Source organism: Nostoc sp. UHCC 0251 (genome assembly GCF_034932245.1).
Lineage (GTDB): Bacteria > Cyanobacteriota > Cyanobacteriia > Cyanobacteriales > Nostocaceae > Nostoc.
In genome coordinates, this window is record NZ_JAYGHD010000350.1 from 1 (window position 1) to 21,488 (window position 21,488).

A 21,488-nucleotide genomic window follows, 5' to 3' on the forward strand; every position below is an offset into this window, starting at 1 on the left:
CTATTGCCTATTGCCTATTGCCTATTGCCTATTGCCTATTGCCTATTGCCTATTGTCTATTGCCTATTGCCTATTGCCTATTGCCTATTGCCCCTTTACCTCGTAATTCTCCGCATATAATTTCCCCACAACTGAGCTGCTTGAGCGCTGCTACCAGATGTCGGGGAATTATTGTCGTTTCCCAACCAGACACCAGTTACAAGCCGCCGACTGGGAATAAAACCTATGAACCATAGGTCAACGTTTTTATCAGTTGTGCCTGTTTTCCCAGCTTCTCCCAGCCCAATTGCAGCATTACGACCAGTACCTCTTGTGACTACACCACGCATCAAACTAGTCATCTCATCGGCTACACTATTTGGCAGCACTCGTTTGTTGGCATCTGGATCTTGGTCGAAGGAGTAGATTACACGACAGGTTTTGATATCATTGCGATCGCGGCAATCACCACTGTCTAAAATTCGGTTAATCGCATGGGGAGGATTCCGTATACCACGATTAGCAATAGCGCCAAAGGCACCAGTCATTTCCAAAACATTGACCACACTTTGACCTAGTACCAGTCCAGGAACTGGATCAAGGGTTGACTTTATTCCCAAATTCTCTGCCATCGCCACGACTTTATTCAGCCCGACTTCTCTGGCAACTCTTAGGGCAATGGGATTTTCTGAAAGAGCCAGTCCGGTGGCAATATCTAAACGAGTGTCAGCACCCGCACGACAGGGTTTATAAGTAAAGCCTTGCCAAGGTAAAGCGGCGCAAGAATAACTTTTTGATTCTGGAATTCCCTGTTGAATAGCAGCAGTGTAAGCAAAAATTTTGAAGGTGGAACCTGGTTGTCTTTTAGCTTGAACAGCACGATTGAATTGACTTTTTCTGTAATCAGTTCCGCCTACCATTGCCAAGATACTGCCTGTACTAGAGTCAAGAGTAACTACCGCTCCTTGAGAAAAATTAAAATTTCTACCAGAGTTATTTACCGAATTATTCAATGCTGCTTCTGCTTGACTCTGTATCGCTGGATCAAGCTTGGTTTCAATGATATAATTCCCTTCTCTTGCAGCTCCCTCCCCCAAGATTGATTCAAGCTCCGAGAAGACGTAACTGTAAAAATAAGGAGCGATCGTCTTAGCCTGCTGTTCACAAACTTTAGGACTAACTTGAACAGTAGAGCGTCTAGCTCGGTTCGCATCTTCAGGTTTAATTTTGCCCATCTCCAGCAACCGCTTAATCACGCGATTCCGGTATTCGGCTGCTTCTAGTTTATTTGGCCCATCCCCACAGAAATCGAAAGCGTTGGGAGCAGGTAAAATCCCTACCAGCGTTGCTGCTTGTGCCAAGGTTAATTCTTTAGCGGGCTTCTCAAAGTAATACTGGGCTGCATCCTCAAAGCCAGAGGTATCTCCTCCCAAAAAAACCCGATTTAAGTACATCAGCAAAATTTCATCTTTGCTGTAAAATGTTTCGAGCTTTAAGGCAACAATTGCCTCTCGCAATTTGCGTCCAAGGGTATCCTGTCTGCCTACATATTCACGGAACAAACTACGGGCAACTTGCTGAGTAACAGTGCTGGCTCCTTGCTGCACATCTCCGCTACGGCTATTGATCAACACTGCTCGTAAAATCCCTACAGGATCAACCCCAAAGTGCCAGTAATAACGACTATCCTCTGAAGCCACCACCGCAGCAGGCAAATAAGGGCCAAATTCCTCTAATCGCTTCATGTCTACATGGGAGGTAGTCCGAGGCTCTCTCAGGGGAGTGGCTCCATCACGGGCGTAAACAACTACTGGGGCGCGTGTAGCTGTGGGTAGGGGTTTAACTTGAAATTTTAGCCATTCGACACCAATCACTAACGCTAACAGGGCACTGGCACCGCCGACACCACAAGCTGTCCAATTTGCAGCTTTGACATACCAGGCTGGTGGGTCGACGTATTGCAACCGCACAGAAGCGGCGAGTTCTGGAGGTCCCAGAGTCAGAATATCGCCGTGACGCAGTTCCAGGGAATTAACACGACGCTTGCCACGATAAATACCATTGGTGGAGTTTTCGTCTTTGATGACGAAAACTGGTGTTCGTTGAGTAGAATTCCGTGATAGCGACAGGTGAATTTGGCTGACAACAGGATTACGGATGACGATATCGCTGGATTTTGAGCTACGACCTAGAATATAGCGATCGCCCAACAGTGGATATACCTCTGCTTTATCCGCCCCCGCATCCTGCACCCAGAGTTCCGGTACTTTGGCATTAGGTTTGAGCGCCAATTTAGAAAAATCGACCCTAGCTTGAATAGTATGTACTGCTTGAGTCAGCTGACCAAGTAACGTTTGTGGCTTTTGAGGGGGTTGAGGAAAACTCATCGGCTATTCACATCACACTTTTTAGTGAAGAATCAGGCGAATTAAAATTTAGATGTTAGTCTTTCATCATTTTACTCATAAGCCAAAGCAGAAATTAGTTATACGGTATTTTTAGTCCTAATTTATACTTAAATACGCCTTACGAGCGGAATTAATTTGTTATTTTCGTCACTTCTTTACAAAGACATAAATTTTGTCTCTTTTCTAAAAAGCTTGCATTATCTACTATTGCTAGTTGAATAACTACTTTAATAATAGTTTTTATATTGTATTATTGAACACTAGACCTTAATCAAGAACAGATTTAATTTTTACCAATTTACATATCCACATATTCTGAAACAAACTTAAATATATTCATTTAGGAAGATTTTCTAAATCCTATTGTCTGCTTTAATGGGGCGAGTGTTCCGTTGAGGTTAATTTCAGAATGATGGGAAAATCTCTGACCATGATTGGTACAGCTCTATCTTTAGCGCTCAGTGCTAACATTGCTGTAGCTGAATCCAGTAAATCCCCCATAGCCCAATCCAGTAGCGACTCCACCAGTACACCCGCGGAAATTAAGATGTCGCCAGAAGGGATGAAAATTCTGTGCGAGTATTTTCCGCTCAACTCCCGCTGTGGCGGTGGTACAGGCACGCCTAGCGCTCCTAGTAGCACTACGACACCAGCAGAAACGGTACCAGCAGAAACTACGCCTGGTAGCACCACCACTCCTGATAGCATCACTACTCCTGATAGCACCACTACACCAGGAACTATAACAGTACCTGAATCTGGCACTCCTGAAAGCACTCCAGCACCAGGAACCATTACCCCAAATCAACAACCTGGCGCTCCTAGCAATTTAAATCCAGCACCAGGAACCGTCACCCCATCTGAGTCTGGTACTCCTGACAGCACTACCGAACCAGGAAGCTCAACTTCACCTGAGTCTGTTACTCCTGACAGCACTACCGAACCAGGTATGAATTCTCCCAGCACAGTTCCAGGCTCTAGTTCGCCAAATACTCCTGCTACAGGTAATTAAATTAAAAGCTGGGGCATAATTTGAATACTAGTTTGCCATTAGCGATCGCCAGCGCATTTTGACCTCTTACACCAGTTATGCAAACTGGTGTAAAATAACAAACAAATAAAAATCGCTGGGATTAAGAAATCAAGTATTCGCATATATTACTGAGCAAGGGTTTCAGTAATCAATAGCCTGGGATTAATCATCCCAGGCTTAATAGTTTAATGCTACCTGCCAGTTGAAGTCGGTGTTTTTTGCAAGGAACCAATTAACAGGCAAACTATACCAATACTAATAAATGAATCAGCCACATTAAATACAGCAAAGTTAATCAGGCGAAAATCAAGAAAATCAACGACATAACCTAAAACAAAGCGATCAATACCGTTGCCCATAGCTCCACCTAAAATCAAGCCATAGCCCAACTGATCCCACAAATTTAACGTTGGGCCAAACAAAGCCAACGCTATCAATACTAAACTCACTCCTAAAGATAGCCAGCGCAACCACTCTACTTTCCCACTTAACAGACTAAAAGCAGCACCAGTGTTAGTGACATAAGTGAAGTGAAATATCCCAGGTAAGAGTGGTAGTGTCTGCCCCAAGTTAAAGGTTTGCACCACCCAGTATTTTGTTATTTGGTCTAAGAAAAAAGCTATGAAAGCAGCGATCCAGAAAAGGCGATTTTTTAAACGCATAGCGAATTGGTCATTGGTTATTGGTCATTGGTCATTAGTGGACCAGCACAGTCTTCTTCCTACAGCCCTGCTCCTAAAGGAGACGCTACACGTAGCTTGCTTACCCGTAGAGGTACGGGCATACTAATTTCAGGCATACTTGACAAGTTAATTCTTAATCTTCTCGCTAAATTAGCTTTTTATTGAGAATTAACAACGAACTAATTAGAGTTAGAAAAAATGTGAGTGAATACTCTTGCAAATATTAAGAAAGATCCGGCTAATGGATAGCTTTGGCAGAAGATGAGACGCCGAAGGCGAAACAGGTCACGTGTAAAGGTTATTCATTGGTCATTAGTCATGAGCTTTTGACAAATGACAAAGGACGAAGGACAATGAACTAATAAAACATTAAGTGACGCAATACATATGCTATTACAGTAACGGCACAGACCACAGTTAGTTGCCCTGGTAGCGCAAACCAGGAGTATCTGAGGATTGCTTGCATTAAGGGTATATTTTCTGTGCCTTTCCACTGAAAAATATAGCTAATAATCAAGTAAGTAATACCGCATATGTGAAGAGTTAACAAGCCACAGATGCAACTAAAGGCGAGAGTTTCTAGTCGAGGTCTAGCTTTAAAAGCGAACAAGCCACAAATCCAAGCTCCAGGAATGAAGCCTAGCAAATAGCCAAATTGAGATAACTTTATATAACCGATACCCCCACCATCAGCAAATACAGGTAATAAGGTTAAACCCATGACTAAATAAGCAATTTGCGAGAGCGCACCAGCATTTTTGCCCCCTAAACAACCTACCAGTAGCACTGCGCCAATTTGAAAAGTGACACCTAAAGAAAAAGTCTGAATTCCGTGCTTACTCCAATTCCAGGGTAAGGTGATGCCATAAGCTTCTAGGAAAGTGCCACCCATTGTCAGGAGTAAGCCGATCATGGACCATAGTAATTGATTGGAAGCAGCAAACATTTATCAGGCAACCAAGGAAAGGCAAAAGGGAAAACCAACAGCAACCAGTATAAACATTAATATACGAACTCTCCCACCTTAGCTTTGCTTACACTGCTAGTTCGCTTAAGAGTAAGGATACGCAGAACCCAAATAGCAGAGAGGGGTTGCAATCTTACTGCGTAATACCCTAACTTAAAATTGCTTCTTAATTGCTAACCTTTACCAGTAAATTCATTTAAAAATATGCTGATTCAAAAAAATATTTACACCATACCCAAATCATTTGCATTTTACTTTATTTAGTACTAATTCGTAGTATAATTTATATCAAACGTTAAAGTATTTTGCTGTTTAAAATGTGCTTTTAGTAACTTTAAACTTTAGAAATTATAAGTATGCATTAGCATTTGCTTAACCGTTTCTTAACCTTCCTCTTACTCTAGAGTGCTAAGGTTCATACTGTTAATCCATAGCATCATTTATAAAGATCCTTATGTTCTCTTCAAAGGTGCAGTTGGTTGCTCCCCTAGTTGCTCTAGCAATTGGTATTGGCTCTTGCGGCGATAACAATCAAGCTTCTAACAACTCTAGTCCAGCTGATGGCGGCGCTAACCCAGCCACCAATACAGCAGCCGGATCAAATTTATCTGGAAAAGTCCAGGTAGATGGTTCTAGTACCGTCTATCCTATTTCTGAGGCGATGGCAGAAGAGTTTCAAAAGGCTAATCCTGGAGTGCGAGTTACTGTGGCTTCCTCTGGTACGGGTGGCGGCTTCAAGAAATTCTGTGCGGGTGAAACTGATATTTCTAATGCTTCCCGCCCCATTAAGCCGGAAGAAGTTGAACTCTGTAAGAAAGGTAACATCGAGTACATCGAATTGCCGATTGCTTACGATGGTCTATCTGTAGTGGTTAACCCCCAAAACAACTTTGCAAGTTGCCTCAAAGTTGATGAACTAAAGAGAATGTGGGAACCAGCAGCTCAAGGCAAAATTACCCAATGGAACCAAATTAATCCGAAATTTCCTGCTCAGAAAATAGGTTTGTACGGTCCTGGTACTGATTCTGGTACTTATGACTATTTCACTCAAGCAGTTGTGGGTAAGGAAGGGGAAAGTCGAGGAGACTACACTGCTAGTGAAGATGACAACACTCTGGTGCAGGGTGTGACCGCTGACCAAGGTGGTATAGCTTTCTTTGGCTATGCTTATTATGAGAACAACAAAGAGAAGTTAAAACTGGTTGGCATTGATGCTGGTAAGGGCTGTGTTCAGCCAAGTCCACAAACCATAGGCGATGGTACTTACCAACCGCTTTCTCGCCCAGAGTTTATCTACGTTAAGAAAACTGCGGCAACGCGTCCTGAAGTCAAGGCTTTTGTTGATTTCAATTATGCTCCGGCAAACCAAAAGTTAGTATCAGAAGTGGGCTATGTGCCTTTACCTAGCGACCTACTGACTGAAGTTCAGGGACGTTTTAATAGTGGAAAAGTAGGTTCCGTTTTTGAGGGTAAGGGTTCTCAAGTGGGCGTTACTCTAAAAGACCTTCTCAAACAAGAAAAGTAATAGTTATCCACTAATTACTTTTTTGAGAATGTGAGTTTATCTGCACAATTTTCAATAAGCCCTATTAGCTGGAAATAGTAGCTTCTTAATACTAGTTTTATTTAAGGCTTATGTCTTGAAAGTAAGCTTTATTTCCGGCATGTGGGCAATTTTCATAGAATGGTAGTGTAGCTATATACATAAAGAGAGTTTGAATTTATGAGGTTGTCCGTAAATGACTTCCAACCCGTTATCTAATCAACCAAGTAATTCCAACTTATGGCAGCCCAATCGGACTTTGAGTAAACGGGTGGAAACTGGCGTTAAAGCGCTGTTTGCCTTATTTGCTTTCGTATCGGTTGTAACCACAATTGGCATTGTCTTAACACTGATTTTTGAGACTGTTGAATTTTTTCAAGAAGTCTCCATCTGGCAGTTTTTGACAGATACACAATGGACACCACTCTTTACTAATAAGCAGTTCGGAATCATGGTGCTAATTAGCGCCACATTGCTCACATCTGTAATTGCGATCGCAGTAGCATTACCACTAGGATTGTTAGCTGCTATCTGCTTAAGTGAATATGCTCCAGCGAAACTTCGCAAATGGCTAAAGCCAGCCCTAGAAGTATTGGCAGGGGTACCTACAGTAGTGTTTGGTTACTTTGCACTGTTCACAGTTACACCATTCCTACAAACATTCATCCCTGGAATGCAGGGATTCAATGCTTTGAGTGCGGGTTTAGTGCTGGGAATTTCGATTATTCCTTTGGTAGCTTCGTTGAGTGAAGACGCTCTTTATTCCGTTCCGCGTAGTTTGCGGGAAGGTGCTTATGCATTAGGATCAACCAAGCGGGAAACAATTATTTCAGTAGTATTACCAGCGGCTCTTTCTGGGATAGTAGCTTCTTTTATCTTGGCTATTTCCCGCGCCATTGGTGAAACAATGATTCTCACTATCGCGGCTGGTCAAAATCCTCAGTTGGGCTTCAACCCGCTAGTGCCAATTCAGACAATGACAGCATACATTGTCCAAGTAAGTAAAGGAGACACACCAGCAGGCTCACTCGCCTATAAAACTATTTTTGCGGTGGGTATGACTTTATTTCTCATAACCCTAGCCTTGAATATTTTTAGTTACTGGTTTGTTCGTCGCTTCCGGGAGAAATACGAATGACAAAGAGCAATACTCAGTCTACAAATCTGTCTGACTCTGGGGCAAATCCGAACTTTGACCTATCGATCAATAAACGTTACAACCTTGACAAAGTTTTTGCGATCGCCACTTGGGTTGCGACTTCCTTTGCATTGCTGGTGTTAGCTATTTTGCTCATAGATGTCTTAACTGACGGTCTTGGCCGCTTGAATTGGTCTTTTCTTACCAGTTTTTCCTCTCGCCGTGCCTCTTCTGCTGGGGTATTGGCTCCCTTGGTTGGCACTATTTGGCTGTTGGTAATAACTGCCTTAATTTCCTTTCCTTTAGGAGTAGGCGCAGGAATTTTCTTGGAAGAGTATGCCCAGGACAACTGGTTTACTCGTTTAATTGAAATCAATATTGCAAATTTAGCCGCAGTACCATCTATTATTTATGGCTTGTTGGGCTTGCAAGTTTTTGTGCGGGTGATGGAACCAATCACCAGGGGACGCACGGTGCTAGCTGGTGCTTTAACCTTAAGTTTGTTGATTCTACCAATTATCATTATTACCACTCGTGAATCACTGCGTGCTGTTCCCGATAGCCTAAGGCAAGCAGGTTTTGCCCTTGGTGCCAATAGGTGGCAAATCATTAGAGAACAAATTTTTCCTATTGCTTTACCAGGTATCCTTACCGGTACAATTTTGGCACTTTCACGAGCGATCGGCGAGACGGCTCCTTTGATTGTAGTTGGGGCTGTTGGGTTTATTACTTTCTTACCTCAGCTTTCTCCACAGGGTTTGCAAAGCTCTTTTACAGCACTGCCAATTCAAATTTTTGATTGGGTTTCTCGCCCTCAAGTAGAGTTTCACCAGAATGCTGCTGCTGGCATTGTTGTTTTGATGATCGTGCTGATGTTAATGAATTCAACAGCAATATTTTTACGCAATAAATTCCAGCAGTCACGCTAAATAAATCAACTTCATTTAAATGTAGATTTTCAGTATTAACCTGGAATTTTTGTATGGTATCAAGCTCAAGAACCGCTACTTCCGAAAATATTTTACAAGCTGAACAATTATCTGTTTTCTATGGTAATTTCAAAGCAGTTCGTGATGTTAACTTAAACATCGGCAAAAACAAAATTACCGCTCTTATTGGCCCTTCTGGATGCGGTAAAAGCACTGTTCTAAGGTGTTTTAACCGTTTAAATGACTTGATTCCTGGCGCACGTATTGAAGGAAGAATTACCTTTGGTGAAACCGATATTCATGATAAAAGAATTGATACAGTAGAATTACGCCGTCGGGTTGGGATGGTTTTTCAAAAGCCTAACCCCTTTCCAAAGTCGATTTATGAAAATATCGCTTTTGGAGCACGGATTAACGGTTATCGAGGTGATATGGATGAATTGGTAGAGCGGAGTTTGCGGCAAGCTGCTTTATGGGATGAAGTTAAGCATAAACTCAAACAAAGTGGTTTATCTATATCTGGTGGTCAACAGCAACGGTTATGCATTGCTCGCGCCCTCGCAATTCAACCAGAGGTTTTGCTAATGGATGAACCCTGCTCTGCTCTTGACCCAATTTCAACTTTGCGGGTTGAAGAATTACTTCAAGAACTGAAGTCGCAATATACTATTATTATTGTTACCCACAATATGCAACAAGCCGCACGGGTGTCGGATATGACAGCCTTTTTTAATGCTCAGGCGACAGAAAGCGGCAGCAAAATGGGATATCTTGTCGAATATAACTTGACAGAGAATATTTTCAACAACCCTCAACAGGAAGATACCCGAGATTACGTCAGCGGCAAATTTGGATAAAGAAATATTTTACGTTGATGTTAAAGCAATGAGGAATACTCGAAAATGAAAGGTGTGCGATATTCCTCTAGTTTTTTTATTTGTTTGTCAAAGTTAGCGATCGCTTACACATAGCACGCACAGTACTAGTATTGGCTTGCTATTTATAATCTAACTGTAAGTTGTATGATAACTAAAGAGTAGGCATTCCATGATTTAAACAGTTATGTTTTAACTGTTTATTTTTTATTTTATCAAGTCCAGACTTACTTCTTACATCAGTACACTGTGGACGAAGTTTGCCTACCTTCAACAATTTCCTTAAGCCACATCTGGCTAATTTAGACCTGTTTTAGTGCATTTCCGAGCTTTTTCTAAGCGGGCGGCGGGAATCGAACCCGCATTAATAGCTTGGAAGGCTATAGTTTTACCACTAAACTACGCCCGCAAATTTCCAACTATGTAAACATAACATAGTTTTTGTAAAAATTCAAGTATTTAGTTGGAATTGACAGGTTGGATTTTTATACGTACAAATAAATTGCTCAAATCGGGTTTTGTGCCATCGTTGTTGTGAGCAGCAAGAAAGTTTTCTGTTTGGAAAACATCATTGAGAACTCGCTCATATGTACTTTTTTCACTTTGTAGTGTTGCTGGTTCTATCTCTATAACTACAGCCTGTTGAAAGTTGCCATTGTGATCAATTATTAAGCTAGCAAGTATTTGTGCAGGCTTAACTTCAGAATCGCGGGGAAGAAAACTTGAGTCTAATTGTTTGGTATTGCTTCCCCTGTATGAAGCGATAACATCGGGTAAAGCATCTTGTCGTAATCTTCCTGATTGTATTAATTTACTCACTTCATCTCTAAGTATAGGAGCTACGATTGCTACCGATGCTCCCTCAGAAGGAGTTGCTGGCGTTGGTCTGGTAGGAGTTGGTGGAGTTTCTTGAGTTGAAGTTGTTGGAGTTGGTCTAGTAGGAGTTGGTGGAGTTTCTTGAGTTGAAGTTGTTGGCGTTGGTCTGGTAGGAGTTGGCGGAGTTTCTTGAGTTGGAGTTGTTGGCGTTGGTGAAGTTTTCTGAGTGGAGGTGCGTGGCGTTTCTCTATTTTCAGCTTCCGAAACTGGTGGATTTGATGGAATACCTGTTGGTAGTAACGTTCCCTTTCCCAGTTTGATTTCTTGACGGCGGTTCCAAGGTAGATTACCGACTGGAACTGTAGGTGTAGATTTTGGTGTTGGGGTCGGTGTCGGTGTGGCTGTAGGTGTCGTTGTTGGCGTCGGCGTAGGAACTCTCTGTTGGCGATTAGGTTGAGAGGCATAAATCCGGCTCTTTTGCTGGAGATTATCCGCAGAATTTATTGCACCAAAATCTTGATTTCTGGGCGTAGTCCGTGCTGTTTGTGGTGAACGTGCTGGTACAAACTTTTGAGTTGAGGATAGTGGTTTTGGCGAAACTGTTTTGGCTGTTGTTTTGGATTTGGTTATTAATTTTGTTTTAGGAGCAATGTCTATCAATTCAATGGGAACAGCAGATTGACTTTGTTGGGGAAACCACAGACTAAATGCATTAGATGAACGCATCAGCCAGAACGCCAGCAAGTGCAGAGAAACTGAACCTATAACGACAGAAATCCACAAACCTGGTGGGTCGGTGTGCCGCCTCCAGACCTTGGCTGATATTGGAGTTTTATCTGCAACTGATGGTGTCATATTATATAAACTGGATATGATTAAACACTCTTACTCATTAGTAATGCTTTAAAATACCAGTCTAAATTTTAGCGATTAACAATTAGCTCTGGTTTAACAGCGAAAGTCAAAACTGTTTCATCTACTCCTTTAAGTTCTAGCGGACTACCTTTAGTAATTTCTTCTTCTTGCAAATAATCTGCCACAGCAGCAGAAACCAGAATAGTACCGGGAACAGCGGCAGCTTGTAACCTTGCAGCAATATTTACACTTGGACCAATGGCAGTATAATCGGCACGTTCAGCGCTACCAAACATCCCTACAACAGCAGTACCTTGATGGATACCGCACCGGAACTGTACGTTAGTAAGTTTGTCACCATCGAATACGCCTTGGTTTCGCCAGCGCTGGTTCAAGTCAGCTAGTGAGCGGTGCATTGCTCTTGCTGTATTTATGGCACGACGCACCTGTTCATTAGGGGTTAGTTCTTCTGGTGCTCCGTATAAAGCCAAGATAGCATCTCCCATAAATTTATCTACAGTGCCGCCATTGCCAAATACAACCTTGGTCATGGCTTCTAAATATTCATTGAGCAACTCTGCTACTCGTCGGGATCTAAGAGTATTTGCTAGCTGTGTAAAACCTACGATGTCACTAAACAAGACTGTAATTAAGCGTGGTTCTGGACGCAAATCTAAAGTTAAATCTCCGGTTGCGGCTTTTTGCACCAATACAGCCGGCAAAAAGCGCTTTAGCACCGATTCTGTTAGATAAGTATTTAACTCCACGATTCGCCGTTCATTTTCCTTCAACGCTAAAAGATTCCGAACTTCCGCTAAAAGTTCCCGATCATTGAATGGTTTTGCTAAATAAGCATCTGCGCCATGTTCTGTACCTTCGATGCGGGTTTCCTCGTCAATTTTTGCTGTCAGCAGAATGATTGGTGTTCCTTTCAACTTCTCCTCATGGCGGATCATTTTAATCATCTCAAGTCCGCTCACTAAGGGCATCATTAAGTCAGTCACAATCAAGTTGGGTATAATTTCCTTAGCTATACTGTGCCCTTCATAACCGTTACGAGCTGTGCGTACATGATAGCCGTTGCGACGGAAAATTTCAGATACATAGGTTCGTAAATCCGGGTTGTCATCTACAACTAAAATTGAGTGCTGAGTCTTAAGTGCTGAGTCTTGAGTATCAATACTGGAGGAGAAATTTATTGTAATATCTTCAATATTATCTGTTGTTGATTCTACCAGTTCTAAATCAGCCAATTCTACGCTAGCGCGGCTCGTGTTCAGTTCAGTAGGTGTTTCTAGTATTTGCTGTGTAGGTAAATGAGTATTTCCAGGAACAAGCCATAAACTAAAGGTAGTGCCTTCTCCGTAAACTGATTCTACAGTGACTTGGCCACCATGCAATTCTACCAATTCTTTAACCAGAGCTAAACCCAAACCACTGCCTTCATAGGAACGGTTTGCTGAACCTTCAGCTTGGCGGAAACGCTCAAATAGGTGGGGAATTTGTTCTTTAACAATACCAATCCCTGTATCTTGTACTTGCAATATGCAACGATCGTGTTCAGATTTTAGTCTGACACTGATCGTGCCACCTTCAGGAGTAAACTTCATAGCATTTGATAGGAGGTTGTAAACCACCTTGTCAAATTTTTCCATATCCAAGTACACCGGAGAACATTCATCTAACTGAGTAGAGAGATGCAGCCCTTTTTTCTCACAGTAGGGGCGAAAAGATTCTACAATTTGGCTGACAAATTCGACTATATCGCAAGGGCGAAAACTAGGCTGCATTCTTCCCGCATCCAAGCGTTGTAAATCCAAGAGTTGATTTACCAGCCGCAGTAGGCGACGGGAGTTACGCAAGGCGATCGCACTTTGGGAGTAAGATAATCCTTCACCAGCCGCCACTGCCGACTCTAAAGGCCCTTGAATCAACGTGATGGGTGTGCGAAATTCATGGGAGATATTTTGGAAAAATTCAGTTTTTTGTTTGTCTAATTCCAGTAAGCGTTCAGCTTGTTGGCGAGTTTTTTGATATAAGTGTGACTGCTGGACAGCGATCGCTGCTTGAGCTGCTACTGCTTTAGCTAAATCGATATCAGATGATAGCCACTGACGTACTTTTTTGCCTTCGTGTAAAGTAATACTACCTATACATTTCCCATCAGCTAATAATGGTACAAACATTAGCGATCGCGCTGGCATTTTTAATGGCAAATCAAAAGCCTGCACATCTGACGGAGAATGGCTCACATTACCAATTACCACAGGTTCATGTGTTTGTAGCATTTGTTGGAGGATGGGATTTTCCTGTATAGATGCTTGAGAATAGGGTAATCTCGGTGGTAATGGGTGATGATTGCTACTTGAGTTATTATCTGGGGCTGGCGATGTCTGGGTTGGGCTATGCCTATGTAAATTTTCCAGTTGTTGAAAACTGTCATACAAGCCCACACACTGGACAAACTCATCTTCCTCTGTCCACAAAGATAGGACACAGCCATCAACCTGTAAGGCTTGTCCCAATTGCTGAGTGATAGCCGCAAAGATATCTTGGGGGTCTAAGCTAGAGCGAATCGCGCTAGTAATCGTATTAATTAGAGCTTCTCGCTTGGCAAGGGCACGTACTTGTTCGTAAGCATAAGCTTGAGACAAGGCTAACGCTGCCTGATCTGCCACCATCAACACTAACTGCACCTCATCATCCCCCCAGAAGCGAGGTAGAGAACACTGGTGTAGTGCTAGCACTGCCATTAATTCTTGTTGGCAGATCAATGGCACAACTAAACTAGAACAAATATTAGCCGCAGCAAAAGCTTCCCCACGTTGGCGCAGTTCGGGAGTATTACCGTGAATGCGCTCATCATCGGTTATATCGTGAATCACCTGGACTTCGCGGGTTTCCCATACCGTCTGAGCCAAAAGAGGCATAGCAGAAGAATTATTTGTCTGCACCTCTGTTGGTGTCTGTTCCCCCGCTTCTTCAGAGAGAGCCTTCTGATAAATGAATCCTTTATCCGCTAACTGCTCATCTTGGAAGGGACGCAACAGGCAAACATCCACTTCCAACATATGACCCACTGTATCTACAATTGCCTGTAAAATTTGGCGATAGTCTAAGGCACTGCGAATCGTATTTGTGACAGTATTCAGCAGCGATTCTTGTCGGAGTGTGCGGGTAAGTTCGCGGGTGCGAGCTTTGAGGACATTGTGAGTATCCAAAGCTTGGCGTACCACTGCTTTGAGTTCCTCTGCTTCCCACGGTTTAGTTACATATTTGAATACCTTACCAGCGTTGATTGCTTCCACCAAGTCTTCGACATCGGTGTAGCCAGTTAAAATAATCCGAATAATATCTGGATATTGAGTTGCTGTTAGGCTCAAAAATTCTGTACCGCTCATCATCGGCATCCGCTGATCGGAGATGATCACTGCGACCTCTCCTTCTTGAGCCAGCAGATCGAGTGCCGCAGGGCCAGAGTTCGCCCTAAGCACCTTATAGTCGCGATAGAAAGTGCGGTAAAGCAAGTCAAGGTTGTCTGGTTCATCATCGACAACCAAAATTTTAGGCTTACTGTTTGCTTGGGATTTCATGCACCGCTTTCCTGCTGCAACGGCAGTCGGATAAAGAATAATCTGATCAGGTAAGGATTTTTCTGAGTCAGGTAAGAGCAGAGCATTTCGACCAATAAGGCTGTATGGCTAGATGACTGCTGAGTGTAGGAGCGTTTACTCACAGTAATTCGTCTCAATGGCTTATACCCATTACCGTTTGCGTTGGTGCAGTGTAATTGCTTTCATAGTCAGTTTAGTGTTACAGAGTCGATGATTGCTTGCCAAGTCTTCCTTCACCTCCTGTGAGTAATGTCTGATATTACATACAGCGCTCATAGCTAGCTAAAAAATCCAGATGAAGCTGCATATTAAGTTTTCCCTCTGCAACAGTTGTACTAACACTTGCAGGTAAATTTTATTTATGATACTCATGGTAGAGTCAGCAATATTAAAACAATAATATTTAAAGCCAAAGTATACTATTAGACAAATACCTCTTTCTAATTTAGCAATCAGAACTATCATTAAGACAAGTGTAGGGTTAAAAAGTTGGGGATTAGGAATCTTGCAGATTCTTCCCCAGGAACTGTACAGCTTGTTCCTATGACCTAGCAGTAAAGTTCTGTTTGTATAGCGGCAATTGCATAAATAATTTCAGTACTGCAACCAAAGGTGGTTTGCAACTACAGTTTGTCAGTAATGTACTTACTTAACAATTTTGTAGGTAATGTCTACGCACAGGTTATGCTATTTATCTACCCATTCACCTAAACCTGTAATACTTTACAGATGTTTTTGTGGTAAACAGACTCATATCCTCCCTACGTAAAGCCAAGGACGCATTTGAACCTACTGAATTTAAGATTGTAGCTTGATGAAGCTGTAACTCATAAGAGTTTTTCAAAAATACAGGCTATAAAGCCTCAAACTAAAGTGTAAAACTTTGTATCCTCTAGAAGGAAAAGCGAATTAGCAATCTTAAGCCAGTTCAATCTCTGAGGCAGATACAAATTTTTTCTTCAGTTTAAACGGTGTTTGAGAATATTTGAAAAATTTTTCGTTGAATAAAATCAATACTGAACTAGCCTTGAAATATCGGTTTTTTCATCCATACCAGCAACAGCCAATCGATCCAGCTTGCTGCCAATTTCAAATTCGTACAGCTACACCTGCTGATTTGATTGGTGTTTCTCAAATTATTGCTGAAAGCTTTCACTCTCAACAGGGTATGTGGGGATGGGCTTTTCCATTGTTACGTTTGGGTATTTACGAAGACTTAAGGCATCGCATGGCATCACCTCCATCGCGTCATATTTGCTTAGTCGCCTTTGAAGCTACTACTGGTGCTGCTAATAACTTAGTGGGAAGTGTAGAAGTGGGTGTACGTTACAGTGATTCGTGGAGCCAGTTTGGCATGGGTTTTCCTTACTTATCCAATTTAGCGGTTCATCCACAATACCGTAGACATGGTGTGGCTTCCGGTCTACTGACTAGCTGTGAAAAAGTTTCTCGTGAGTGGGGATTTCAAGACTTATATCTCCACGTTTTAGAAAATAACCATCAAGCAAGGCAACTTTATTTCAAGCTGGGATATCGGGTGCATAAAGTTGAATCGAATTGGAATACATTTTTTTTAAGACGCTCAAGCCAAATGTTATTGCACAAGCATCTGAGTGCTGAGTCCACTATTTGAAATTTATTCTGGTCAGAATAAATTTTGAGTTTGTAATTAATTTGTAAAAAATTTATCACTGATATCAACAATTAAAACACAAATTAATCTAATTAAAAACTAAGCTAGATATATCTAAATAGCTAGATATATCTATATGGCAATTTTTTCAGGATATTTGTTTTGAAATTTTTACAATTATCCTTACTCGTAATATTAATAATAAAACTTTGTATAACTTATCTTAACTAATTGAATTTTGTCTTTTTTATTGGCTGTTATATAAAAAATATTTTAAAGTATTTTATATAGATAAATAAATTCATTATAATGGAATATAGCTGTACAATTTACCTTAGGAAAATAGCAATAGCTCATAATAACTTTTTAATTAAGATATTCATCTTTATAAAAACTTTAAGAAAACACTCTCTGAATTTGAAGACAAATCTAGTTATATCTCATAAAATATGATTACTCAATTTTTAGAGAATGCCTATTTATTACTATCTTTAGTTAAATTGACCAAAAGACTCTTGATAATATAAAGAATTCAAAAACCTGATTTGACATAACAGCTAGTTCCGTCTTGAAGTGCATACTACTACCAAATTCGTTGAAAGTTTAAAAAACATGGATAGCGAACAGCATCGGCGCTATCAGACCGCTATGGTATCAACTTATTATCCTGAAACTAGTTTCCTTGACTCTCTTGTGATGGCAGATGGAACTGAGCAATCGCAAGGCTCGGATATCCTTACACGTTTACACAGTGGAGAAGTTTTCATCGTCAATAGTCGTAGACGAAATGGATTAATCCTCTTTAAACGCTACCATGCGGAGTTTGCTGGCCCTGGGGCTGCTGTAGGTGGAGATTACGATTGTGATTGCCAAAGGGCACTGCCTATAGGTAATCTGTCTTTATTAACTCCCGAATCTAATGAAGAACGTCAGAAGGCTTACTTGATTAGGCGACAGTGGATTCGATTGATCAAACAAATTACAGAAAACCCTGTGGCTGGGCAGCGAGTTCAAAAAATTCTCGATCAATTTGAACAATACTTCCCACCACAATTAGTAGCTCTTTTGCCGGATGTTGCTTTTGCTCTTTTAGTAGGTGTGCTGCCACAAACAGTTGGAGTAGTGCGCCGTTTGGGCACTGAGGTAGACAACCGATTTAATTATTGAGTGAATTGCTAAAATTCCAAATTTGCCAAAACAGCTTGTACTCGATTAACGGTGCGGGTATTTTCCTCTATTGTACCTACAGTAATTCGCAATCCTCCGCTAATGCATCGCACAATTGTGCCGAGTGTTCTAAGTTTCTGATGGAAAGCTTTTAAGGCAGCATCTTGTGAATTTAAGCCATTTGGTTTAAGACGCAGGTAAATAAAATTAGCAGCGCTTGCGGTAATTTGTAGTTCTGGTTGCTGGGATAAAATTTCGATGATTTTGGCTCGTTCACTCAGGGTTTGGGGAATTGACTCCAGTAAGAGTGTGCGGTTTTGTAAAGCAACTAATGCTGCTGTTATGGAAAAGCTAGGGAGATTGTAAGGTAAGCGAACTTTTTCTAAAATAGCGATCGCTTCGGGATGAGCTACACAATAGCCAACACGGAGAGATGCCAATCGGAAAGCTTTAGAAAAAGTGCGTAATATCACCCAATTGGGGCGCTGTGCCAATTCACCTACTAAGGTAGTTTGGCTGAATTCAAAGTAAGCTTCATCAATTACTACCAAAATATGCTTATCCAAACTTCTTAACCATGCCAATTCTGCCGCAGTTAAGCTATTGGCAGTCGGTGAATTGGGATGCACTACAAAAACTACGCGAATAGGGGGATTTTGAGTTTGTTCGATCGCAGCCTGGGCGGCTTTTAAGTCAATTTCAAAATTTGTTTCATTTCTACCCACCGTCACTACAGGAATACCCAAAGTTTGTGCCAAAATTCCGTACATAGAGAAAGTGGGATTGGCAACTAGAATTGAACCTTCTCTTCCTAGACAGGTGGCGATTAATATAGAGCGGATCAACTCATCTGAACCATTTCCAACAGAAATATTGGCGGCAGTATTGAATAGCGAGAGACCGGCTGATTCATTTACATATTCGGCGATCGCATCTTTAAGTGTCTCATGTCCGCCATCGGGATAACGATTTGTTTCAATTACTTGCTGATACGTCCAGGCTAGTTTCTCTTTTAACTCAGGTGGTAAATCGTATGGGCTTTCATTTGTATCCAACCGATCAAATTGCGCTGGGACAGATTCGGCTGTATCGCTGCTAGGGTGAGGTTTGTACGCGTTAAGTTGAGCTAAATCTGATCGGATAAAGGGAAGCATAATTTTAGTCATTAGTCATTGGTCGTTAGTCATTAGTCATTGGTAACTAATAAGGACAAATGACTAAGGACATTATTTATGTGAGAGTCTAATATTTTACAGCTTCAAGGTAATTGGCAAAAGAGGCGAATTGCCTGCCAAATTTCTTCCATAACATTACCTAAGGCGTGGTCACTATTTAGTTCGACTAACTCAACCCAAGGACGCGAACGCCTAAAGTCACGACTGACTTCGATGGGGATGACTTCATCCTTTTTTCCATGCAAAATCAAGGTGGGGATAGGACGTTGCAAAAACTCCTCTTGGTATTGGGCAGCATCTGTAACAAAATCGTAACTTAAGGGAAGCTTTCGCTCCTCCCCATAGTGGTAGACCATGATATATTTTTCTTGCTGCCAACGCTGTACTTCTTCATCTCCTATCTTGGGCAACCAATGGGATAAAAACCCAAAAGCTGGTGCTAGCAGCACAAGATGTTGTACTTGTAAATCTTGCTGTCCCAAGTGGGCAGCTGTCAAGCCGCCTAAACTTGAGCCAATGAGTGTTACTGGCGTAGAATTATTACTGAATTCTGCGGTAACTTGAGTAATTTGACGAGTGATTGTCAGCTGGGAAAAATCGCCAGCATTTAGATCGGGAATTTTTAGCTTTGTTTGAATTTGAGCAAAGCGATCGCCAATATCCCGCGCTTTGACAGAATTAGGGCTGGAAGCGAAGCCGTGCAAGTAGATATACTGGGTGGGCATCAAAGTTTTCCCGTTAAGGTTGTCCTTAGTCATTTGTCAATTGTGATTTCAAAAGACAAATGACAAATGACAAATGACCTAGTTATCGCATTGTGACAAATTCTTCGGCTGCGGAGGGATGGATACCAACGGTGGCGTCAAAGTCTTTTTTAGTTGCGCCCATCTTCACAGCGATCGCTACACCTTGAATTATCTCAGCTGCGTTTTCACCCACCATGTGAGCGCCCAGCACTTTGTCAGTGTTGCTATCAACCACTAACTTCATCATTGTCTTCTCTTGCTTATCAGTCAAACTATGGTACATGGGGCGAAAACGAGTGCGAAAAATTTTGACGGCATCACCGAGTTTTTCCCGTGCTTCGGCTTCTGTCCAGCCTACTGTAGCGGCTTCTGGGCTAGAAAATATGGCTGTGGGAACAGTTTCGTGACTAAATTCGCGGCGGTTATTGCCGAATTCACTATCTGCAAAGGCACGGCCCTCGCCAATGGCTACGGGAGTTAAATTGATTCGGTCTGTGACATCGCCAACGGCAAAAATATTCGATTGACTAGTTTGACTATATTCATTGACTGCGATCGCATTTGTGGTATTGTAGCCTGGCCCTTCTATAGAACTATCGACAACATCAACTCCAGCATTTTCCAAACCTAGTCCATCTACATTGGGAGTTCGACCAGTCGCTACTAAAAATACGTCGGCAATTACTGGTTCTTGGTCTTCCCCTGATAAAGTCAGTTTAAAACCTTCCGGCACGCGTTCAACTGTTTTTACCACATTATTCTTAATCAGCCGAATTCCGTGGTTCGTCATTCCCTGTTCAATTTCTGTAGGGATGTCCTCATCAAATCCCTTCAATATCTTTTCACCTCTGGTAATTTGCGTCACCTCAGAACCCAAGCCACGCATGATACAGGCAAATTCTATGCCAATGTAACCAGCGCCAAGAATGACGATGTGTTTTGGTTGTTCTTTGAGATGAAAGATTTCGTTAGAGGTAATGCCATATTCCATCCCTGGTAAATCGGGTTTGATGGGACGCCCGCCAACAGCAATTAAAATTTTGTCTGCTGTAACTTTGCGTCCATCAACTTCTACTGTATGGGGGTCTAGCAATGTGGCACGACCCGAAATTAGTTCCACTCCGGCTTTTTCTAAAAAGCTGATGTGTAGTTGTGACAGTCGCCGAACTTCCTTATCTATAGATGTAATGAAATGCTCCCAGTCCAACTCAGCATTCCCCACTTTCCAGCCATAGCCTGAGGCTTCACTGAACAGTGCAGGAAAGTGAGAGCCATAGACCATGAGTTTTTTGGGAATGCAACCGCGAATCACACAAGTACCACCAACTAAATCATTTTCTGCGATCGCTACCTTTGCCCCATAGCTAGCCGCCCGTTTGGAAGCCGCCAAACCTCCAGAACCCGCACCAATTACAAACAGGTCGTAATCAAAAGTCATAAATTTATGTTCTCTTTAGCAATAAGTCAGTCCCTGGGAACTTACACAGAAAACGTCATGGAACTATATAAGGATATCCGGTGAACCCTGTGTAAGTCCTATCCTTGATTTAATCTAGCGTTAGCAGATGTTCTCTGGTCGTAGGGAATATCACTTTTTGCTTTGGTTGCTGTAGAGAGAGCGACCAAAGTTGTTTGTCATGGTTATGTCTTTGGTATCGAGCATAAGTCTGTGCTACTGCGTTGGAAGAGCTAAGTTCCACAGGACTTACGCAAAACTATGACGAAACCAATCGCGTTCGGCGATCGCAGAGCGTCTTGTATCCCCATTAGCAGTTTTATGTGCTTGGAGAGTCTGTCGGAGTTACAGGTGTTGGATCTGTTGGAGTTACAGGTGTTGGATCTGTCGGAGTTACAGGTGTTGGATCTGTCGGAGTTACAGGTGTTGGATCTGTTGGAGTTACAGGTGTTGGATCTGTTGGAGTTACAG

Annotated in this window: 16 protein-coding genes and 1 tRNA gene; 8 read left to right on the top strand and 9 right to left on the bottom strand. The window is 42.0% G+C overall.

What is annotated here, in order from left to right; genetic code table 11:
- Window positions 1–95 precede the first annotated feature (95 nt).
- Entirely contained in the window at window positions 96–2,366 is a 2,271-nt protein-coding gene (locus VB740_RS29545; RefSeq protein WP_323203401.1) for a transglycosylase domain-containing protein, read from the bottom strand.
- Window positions 2,367–2,796: 430 nt separating this feature from the next.
- Here VB740_RS29545 and VB740_RS29550 point away from each other — a divergent pair, with 430 nt between their 5' ends.
- Window positions 2,797–3,399 (top strand): hypothetical protein, encoded by a 603-nt coding sequence (locus VB740_RS29550; protein WP_323203402.1) that lies wholly within the window; start codon window positions 2,797–2,799, stop codon window positions 3,397–3,399.
- Between the two features lie 212 nt (window positions 3,400–3,611).
- Here VB740_RS29550 and lspA read toward each other — a convergent pair whose 3' ends face one another.
- Both lspA and VB740_RS29560 read right to left on the bottom strand, forming a co-directional pair.
- Window positions 3,612–4,082, bottom strand: a complete 471-nt coding sequence (gene lspA, locus VB740_RS29555) for a signal peptidase II (protein ID WP_323203403.1) — start codon at window positions 4,080–4,082, stop codon at window positions 3,612–3,614.
- A 379-nt stretch (window positions 4,083–4,461) separates the two neighbouring features.
- On the bottom strand, window positions 4,462–5,049 hold the full coding sequence (locus tag VB740_RS29560; protein ID WP_323203404.1) for a biotin transporter BioY: 588 nt from the start codon (window positions 5,047–5,049) through the stop codon (window positions 4,462–4,464).
- A gap of 475 nt (window positions 5,050–5,524) precedes the next feature.
- Here VB740_RS29560 and VB740_RS29565 point away from each other — a divergent pair, with 475 nt between their 5' ends.
- From VB740_RS29565 to pstB, 4 genes are all read left to right on the top strand, one after another.
- The gene (locus VB740_RS29565) at window positions 5,525–6,595 is read left to right on the top strand and encodes a PstS family phosphate ABC transporter substrate-binding protein (protein WP_323203405.1); all 1,071 of its coding nucleotides are present in this window, start codon (window positions 5,525–5,527) and stop codon (window positions 6,593–6,595) included.
- 214 nt (window positions 6,596–6,809) lie between these two features.
- Window positions 6,810–7,751: a phosphate ABC transporter permease subunit PstC gene (pstC, locus tag VB740_RS29570; RefSeq protein WP_323203406.1), complete on the top strand. Its 942-nt coding sequence runs from the start codon at window positions 6,810–6,812 to the stop codon at window positions 7,749–7,751.
- Entirely contained in the window at window positions 7,748–8,680 is a 933-nt protein-coding gene (gene pstA, locus VB740_RS29575; RefSeq protein WP_323203407.1) for a phosphate ABC transporter permease PstA, read from the top strand. The genes pstC and pstA overlap by 4 nt, the downstream gene beginning before the upstream one ends.
- A gap of 53 nt (window positions 8,681–8,733) precedes the next feature.
- On the top strand, window positions 8,734–9,537 hold the full coding sequence (pstB, locus tag VB740_RS29580; protein WP_323203408.1) for a phosphate ABC transporter ATP-binding protein PstB: 804 nt from the start codon (window positions 8,734–8,736) through the stop codon (window positions 9,535–9,537).
- A 356-nt stretch (window positions 9,538–9,893) separates the two neighbouring features.
- On the opposite strand, the gene VB740_RS29585 is transcribed toward pstB, so the two are convergent.
- The 3 genes from VB740_RS29585 to VB740_RS29595 all read right to left on the bottom strand — a co-directional run bounded on the left by VB740_RS29585 (window position 9,894) and on the right by VB740_RS29595 (window position 14,819).
- Window positions 9,894–9,964 (bottom strand) — tRNA-Gly (locus tag VB740_RS29585).
- Between the two features lie 50 nt (window positions 9,965–10,014).
- Window positions 10,015–11,226 (bottom strand): hypothetical protein, encoded by a 1,212-nt coding sequence (locus VB740_RS29590; protein ID WP_323203409.1) that lies wholly within the window; start codon window positions 11,224–11,226, stop codon window positions 10,015–10,017.
- Between the two features lie 68 nt (window positions 11,227–11,294).
- Entirely contained in the window at window positions 11,295–14,819 is a 3,525-nt protein-coding gene (locus VB740_RS29595) for a response regulator (RefSeq protein WP_323203410.1), read from the bottom strand.
- A 1,021-nt stretch (window positions 14,820–15,840) separates the two neighbouring features.
- On the opposite strand from VB740_RS29595, the gene VB740_RS29600 reads away from it, so the two are divergent.
- Both VB740_RS29600 and VB740_RS29605 read left to right on the top strand, forming a co-directional pair.
- The gene (locus VB740_RS29600; protein WP_416290894.1) at window positions 15,841–16,473 is read left to right on the top strand and encodes a GNAT family N-acetyltransferase; all 633 of its coding nucleotides are present in this window, start codon (window positions 15,841–15,843) and stop codon (window positions 16,471–16,473) included.
- A 612-nt stretch (window positions 16,474–17,085) separates the two neighbouring features.
- Entirely contained in the window at window positions 17,086–17,640 is a 555-nt protein-coding gene (locus VB740_RS29605) for a hypothetical protein (protein WP_323203411.1), read from the top strand.
- Window positions 17,641–17,648: 8 nt separating this feature from the next.
- Here the strand turns inward: VB740_RS29605 and VB740_RS29610 are convergent, their stop codons facing one another.
- The 3 genes from VB740_RS29610 to gor all read right to left on the bottom strand — a co-directional run bounded on the left by VB740_RS29610 (window position 17,649) and on the right by gor (window position 20,999).
- Window positions 17,649–18,794 carry a histidinol-phosphate transaminase gene (locus VB740_RS29610; RefSeq protein ID WP_323203415.1) on the bottom strand — a complete coding sequence of 382 codons (1,146 nt, stop codon included), beginning with the start codon at window positions 18,792–18,794 and terminating at the stop codon, window positions 17,649–17,651.
- 104 nt (window positions 18,795–18,898) lie between these two features.
- Window positions 18,899–19,540: a YqiA/YcfP family alpha/beta fold hydrolase gene (locus VB740_RS29615; protein ID WP_323203416.1), complete on the bottom strand. Its 642-nt coding sequence runs from the start codon at window positions 19,538–19,540 to the stop codon at window positions 18,899–18,901.
- Between the two features lie 82 nt (window positions 19,541–19,622).
- A complete protein-coding gene (gene gor, locus VB740_RS29620) occupies window positions 19,623–20,999 on the bottom strand; it encodes a glutathione-disulfide reductase (protein ID WP_323203412.1) in 1,377 nt (458 codons plus the stop codon).
- Between the two features lie 279 nt (window positions 21,000–21,278).
- Between gor and VB740_RS29625 the strand changes: the two genes are divergently transcribed.
- Window positions 21,279–21,488: hypothetical protein (locus VB740_RS29625; protein ID WP_323203413.1), on the top strand; the 210-nt coding region annotated here is incomplete at its 3' end.

What these genes read in the sequence shown, in the direction of transcription:
- VB740_RS29545 (WP_323203401.1), bottom strand. Translation starts at nt 2,366, where the DNA reads ATGAGTTTTCCTCAACCCCCTCAAAAGCCACAAACGTTACTTGGTCAG.
- VB740_RS29550 (WP_323203402.1), top strand. Translation starts at nt 2,797, where the DNA reads ATGATGGGAAAATCTCTGACCATGATTGGTACAGCTCTATCTTTAGCG.
- lspA (WP_323203403.1), bottom strand. Translation starts at nt 4,082, where the DNA reads ATGCGTTTAAAAAATCGCCTTTTCTGGATCGCTGCTTTCATAGCTTTT.
- VB740_RS29560 (WP_323203404.1), bottom strand. Translation starts at nt 5,049, where the DNA reads ATGTTTGCTGCTTCCAATCAATTACTATGGTCCATGATCGGCTTACTC.
- VB740_RS29565 (WP_323203405.1), top strand. Translation starts at nt 5,525, where the DNA reads ATGTTCTCTTCAAAGGTGCAGTTGGTTGCTCCCCTAGTTGCTCTAGCA.
- pstC (WP_323203406.1), top strand. Translation starts at nt 6,810, where the DNA reads ATGACTTCCAACCCGTTATCTAATCAACCAAGTAATTCCAACTTATGG.
- pstA (WP_323203407.1), top strand. Translation starts at nt 7,748, where the DNA reads ATGACAAAGAGCAATACTCAGTCTACAAATCTGTCTGACTCTGGGGCA.
- pstB (WP_323203408.1), top strand. Translation starts at nt 8,734, where the DNA reads ATGGTATCAAGCTCAAGAACCGCTACTTCCGAAAATATTTTACAAGCT.
- VB740_RS29590 (WP_323203409.1), bottom strand. Translation starts at nt 11,226, where the DNA reads ATGACACCATCAGTTGCAGATAAAACTCCAATATCAGCCAAGGTCTGG.
- VB740_RS29595 (WP_323203410.1), bottom strand. Translation starts at nt 14,819, where the DNA reads ATGAAATCCCAAGCAAACAGTAAGCCTAAAATTTTGGTTGTCGATGAT.
- VB740_RS29605 (WP_323203411.1), top strand. Translation starts at nt 17,086, where the DNA reads ATGGATAGCGAACAGCATCGGCGCTATCAGACCGCTATGGTATCAACT.
- VB740_RS29610 (WP_323203415.1), bottom strand. Translation starts at nt 18,794, where the DNA reads ATGCTTCCCTTTATCCGATCAGATTTAGCTCAACTTAACGCGTACAAA.
- VB740_RS29615 (WP_323203416.1), bottom strand. Translation starts at nt 19,540, where the DNA reads ATGCCCACCCAGTATATCTACTTGCACGGCTTCGCTTCCAGCCCTAAT.
- gor (WP_323203412.1), bottom strand. Translation starts at nt 20,999, where the DNA reads ATGACTTTTGATTACGACCTGTTTGTAATTGGTGCGGGTTCTGGAGGT.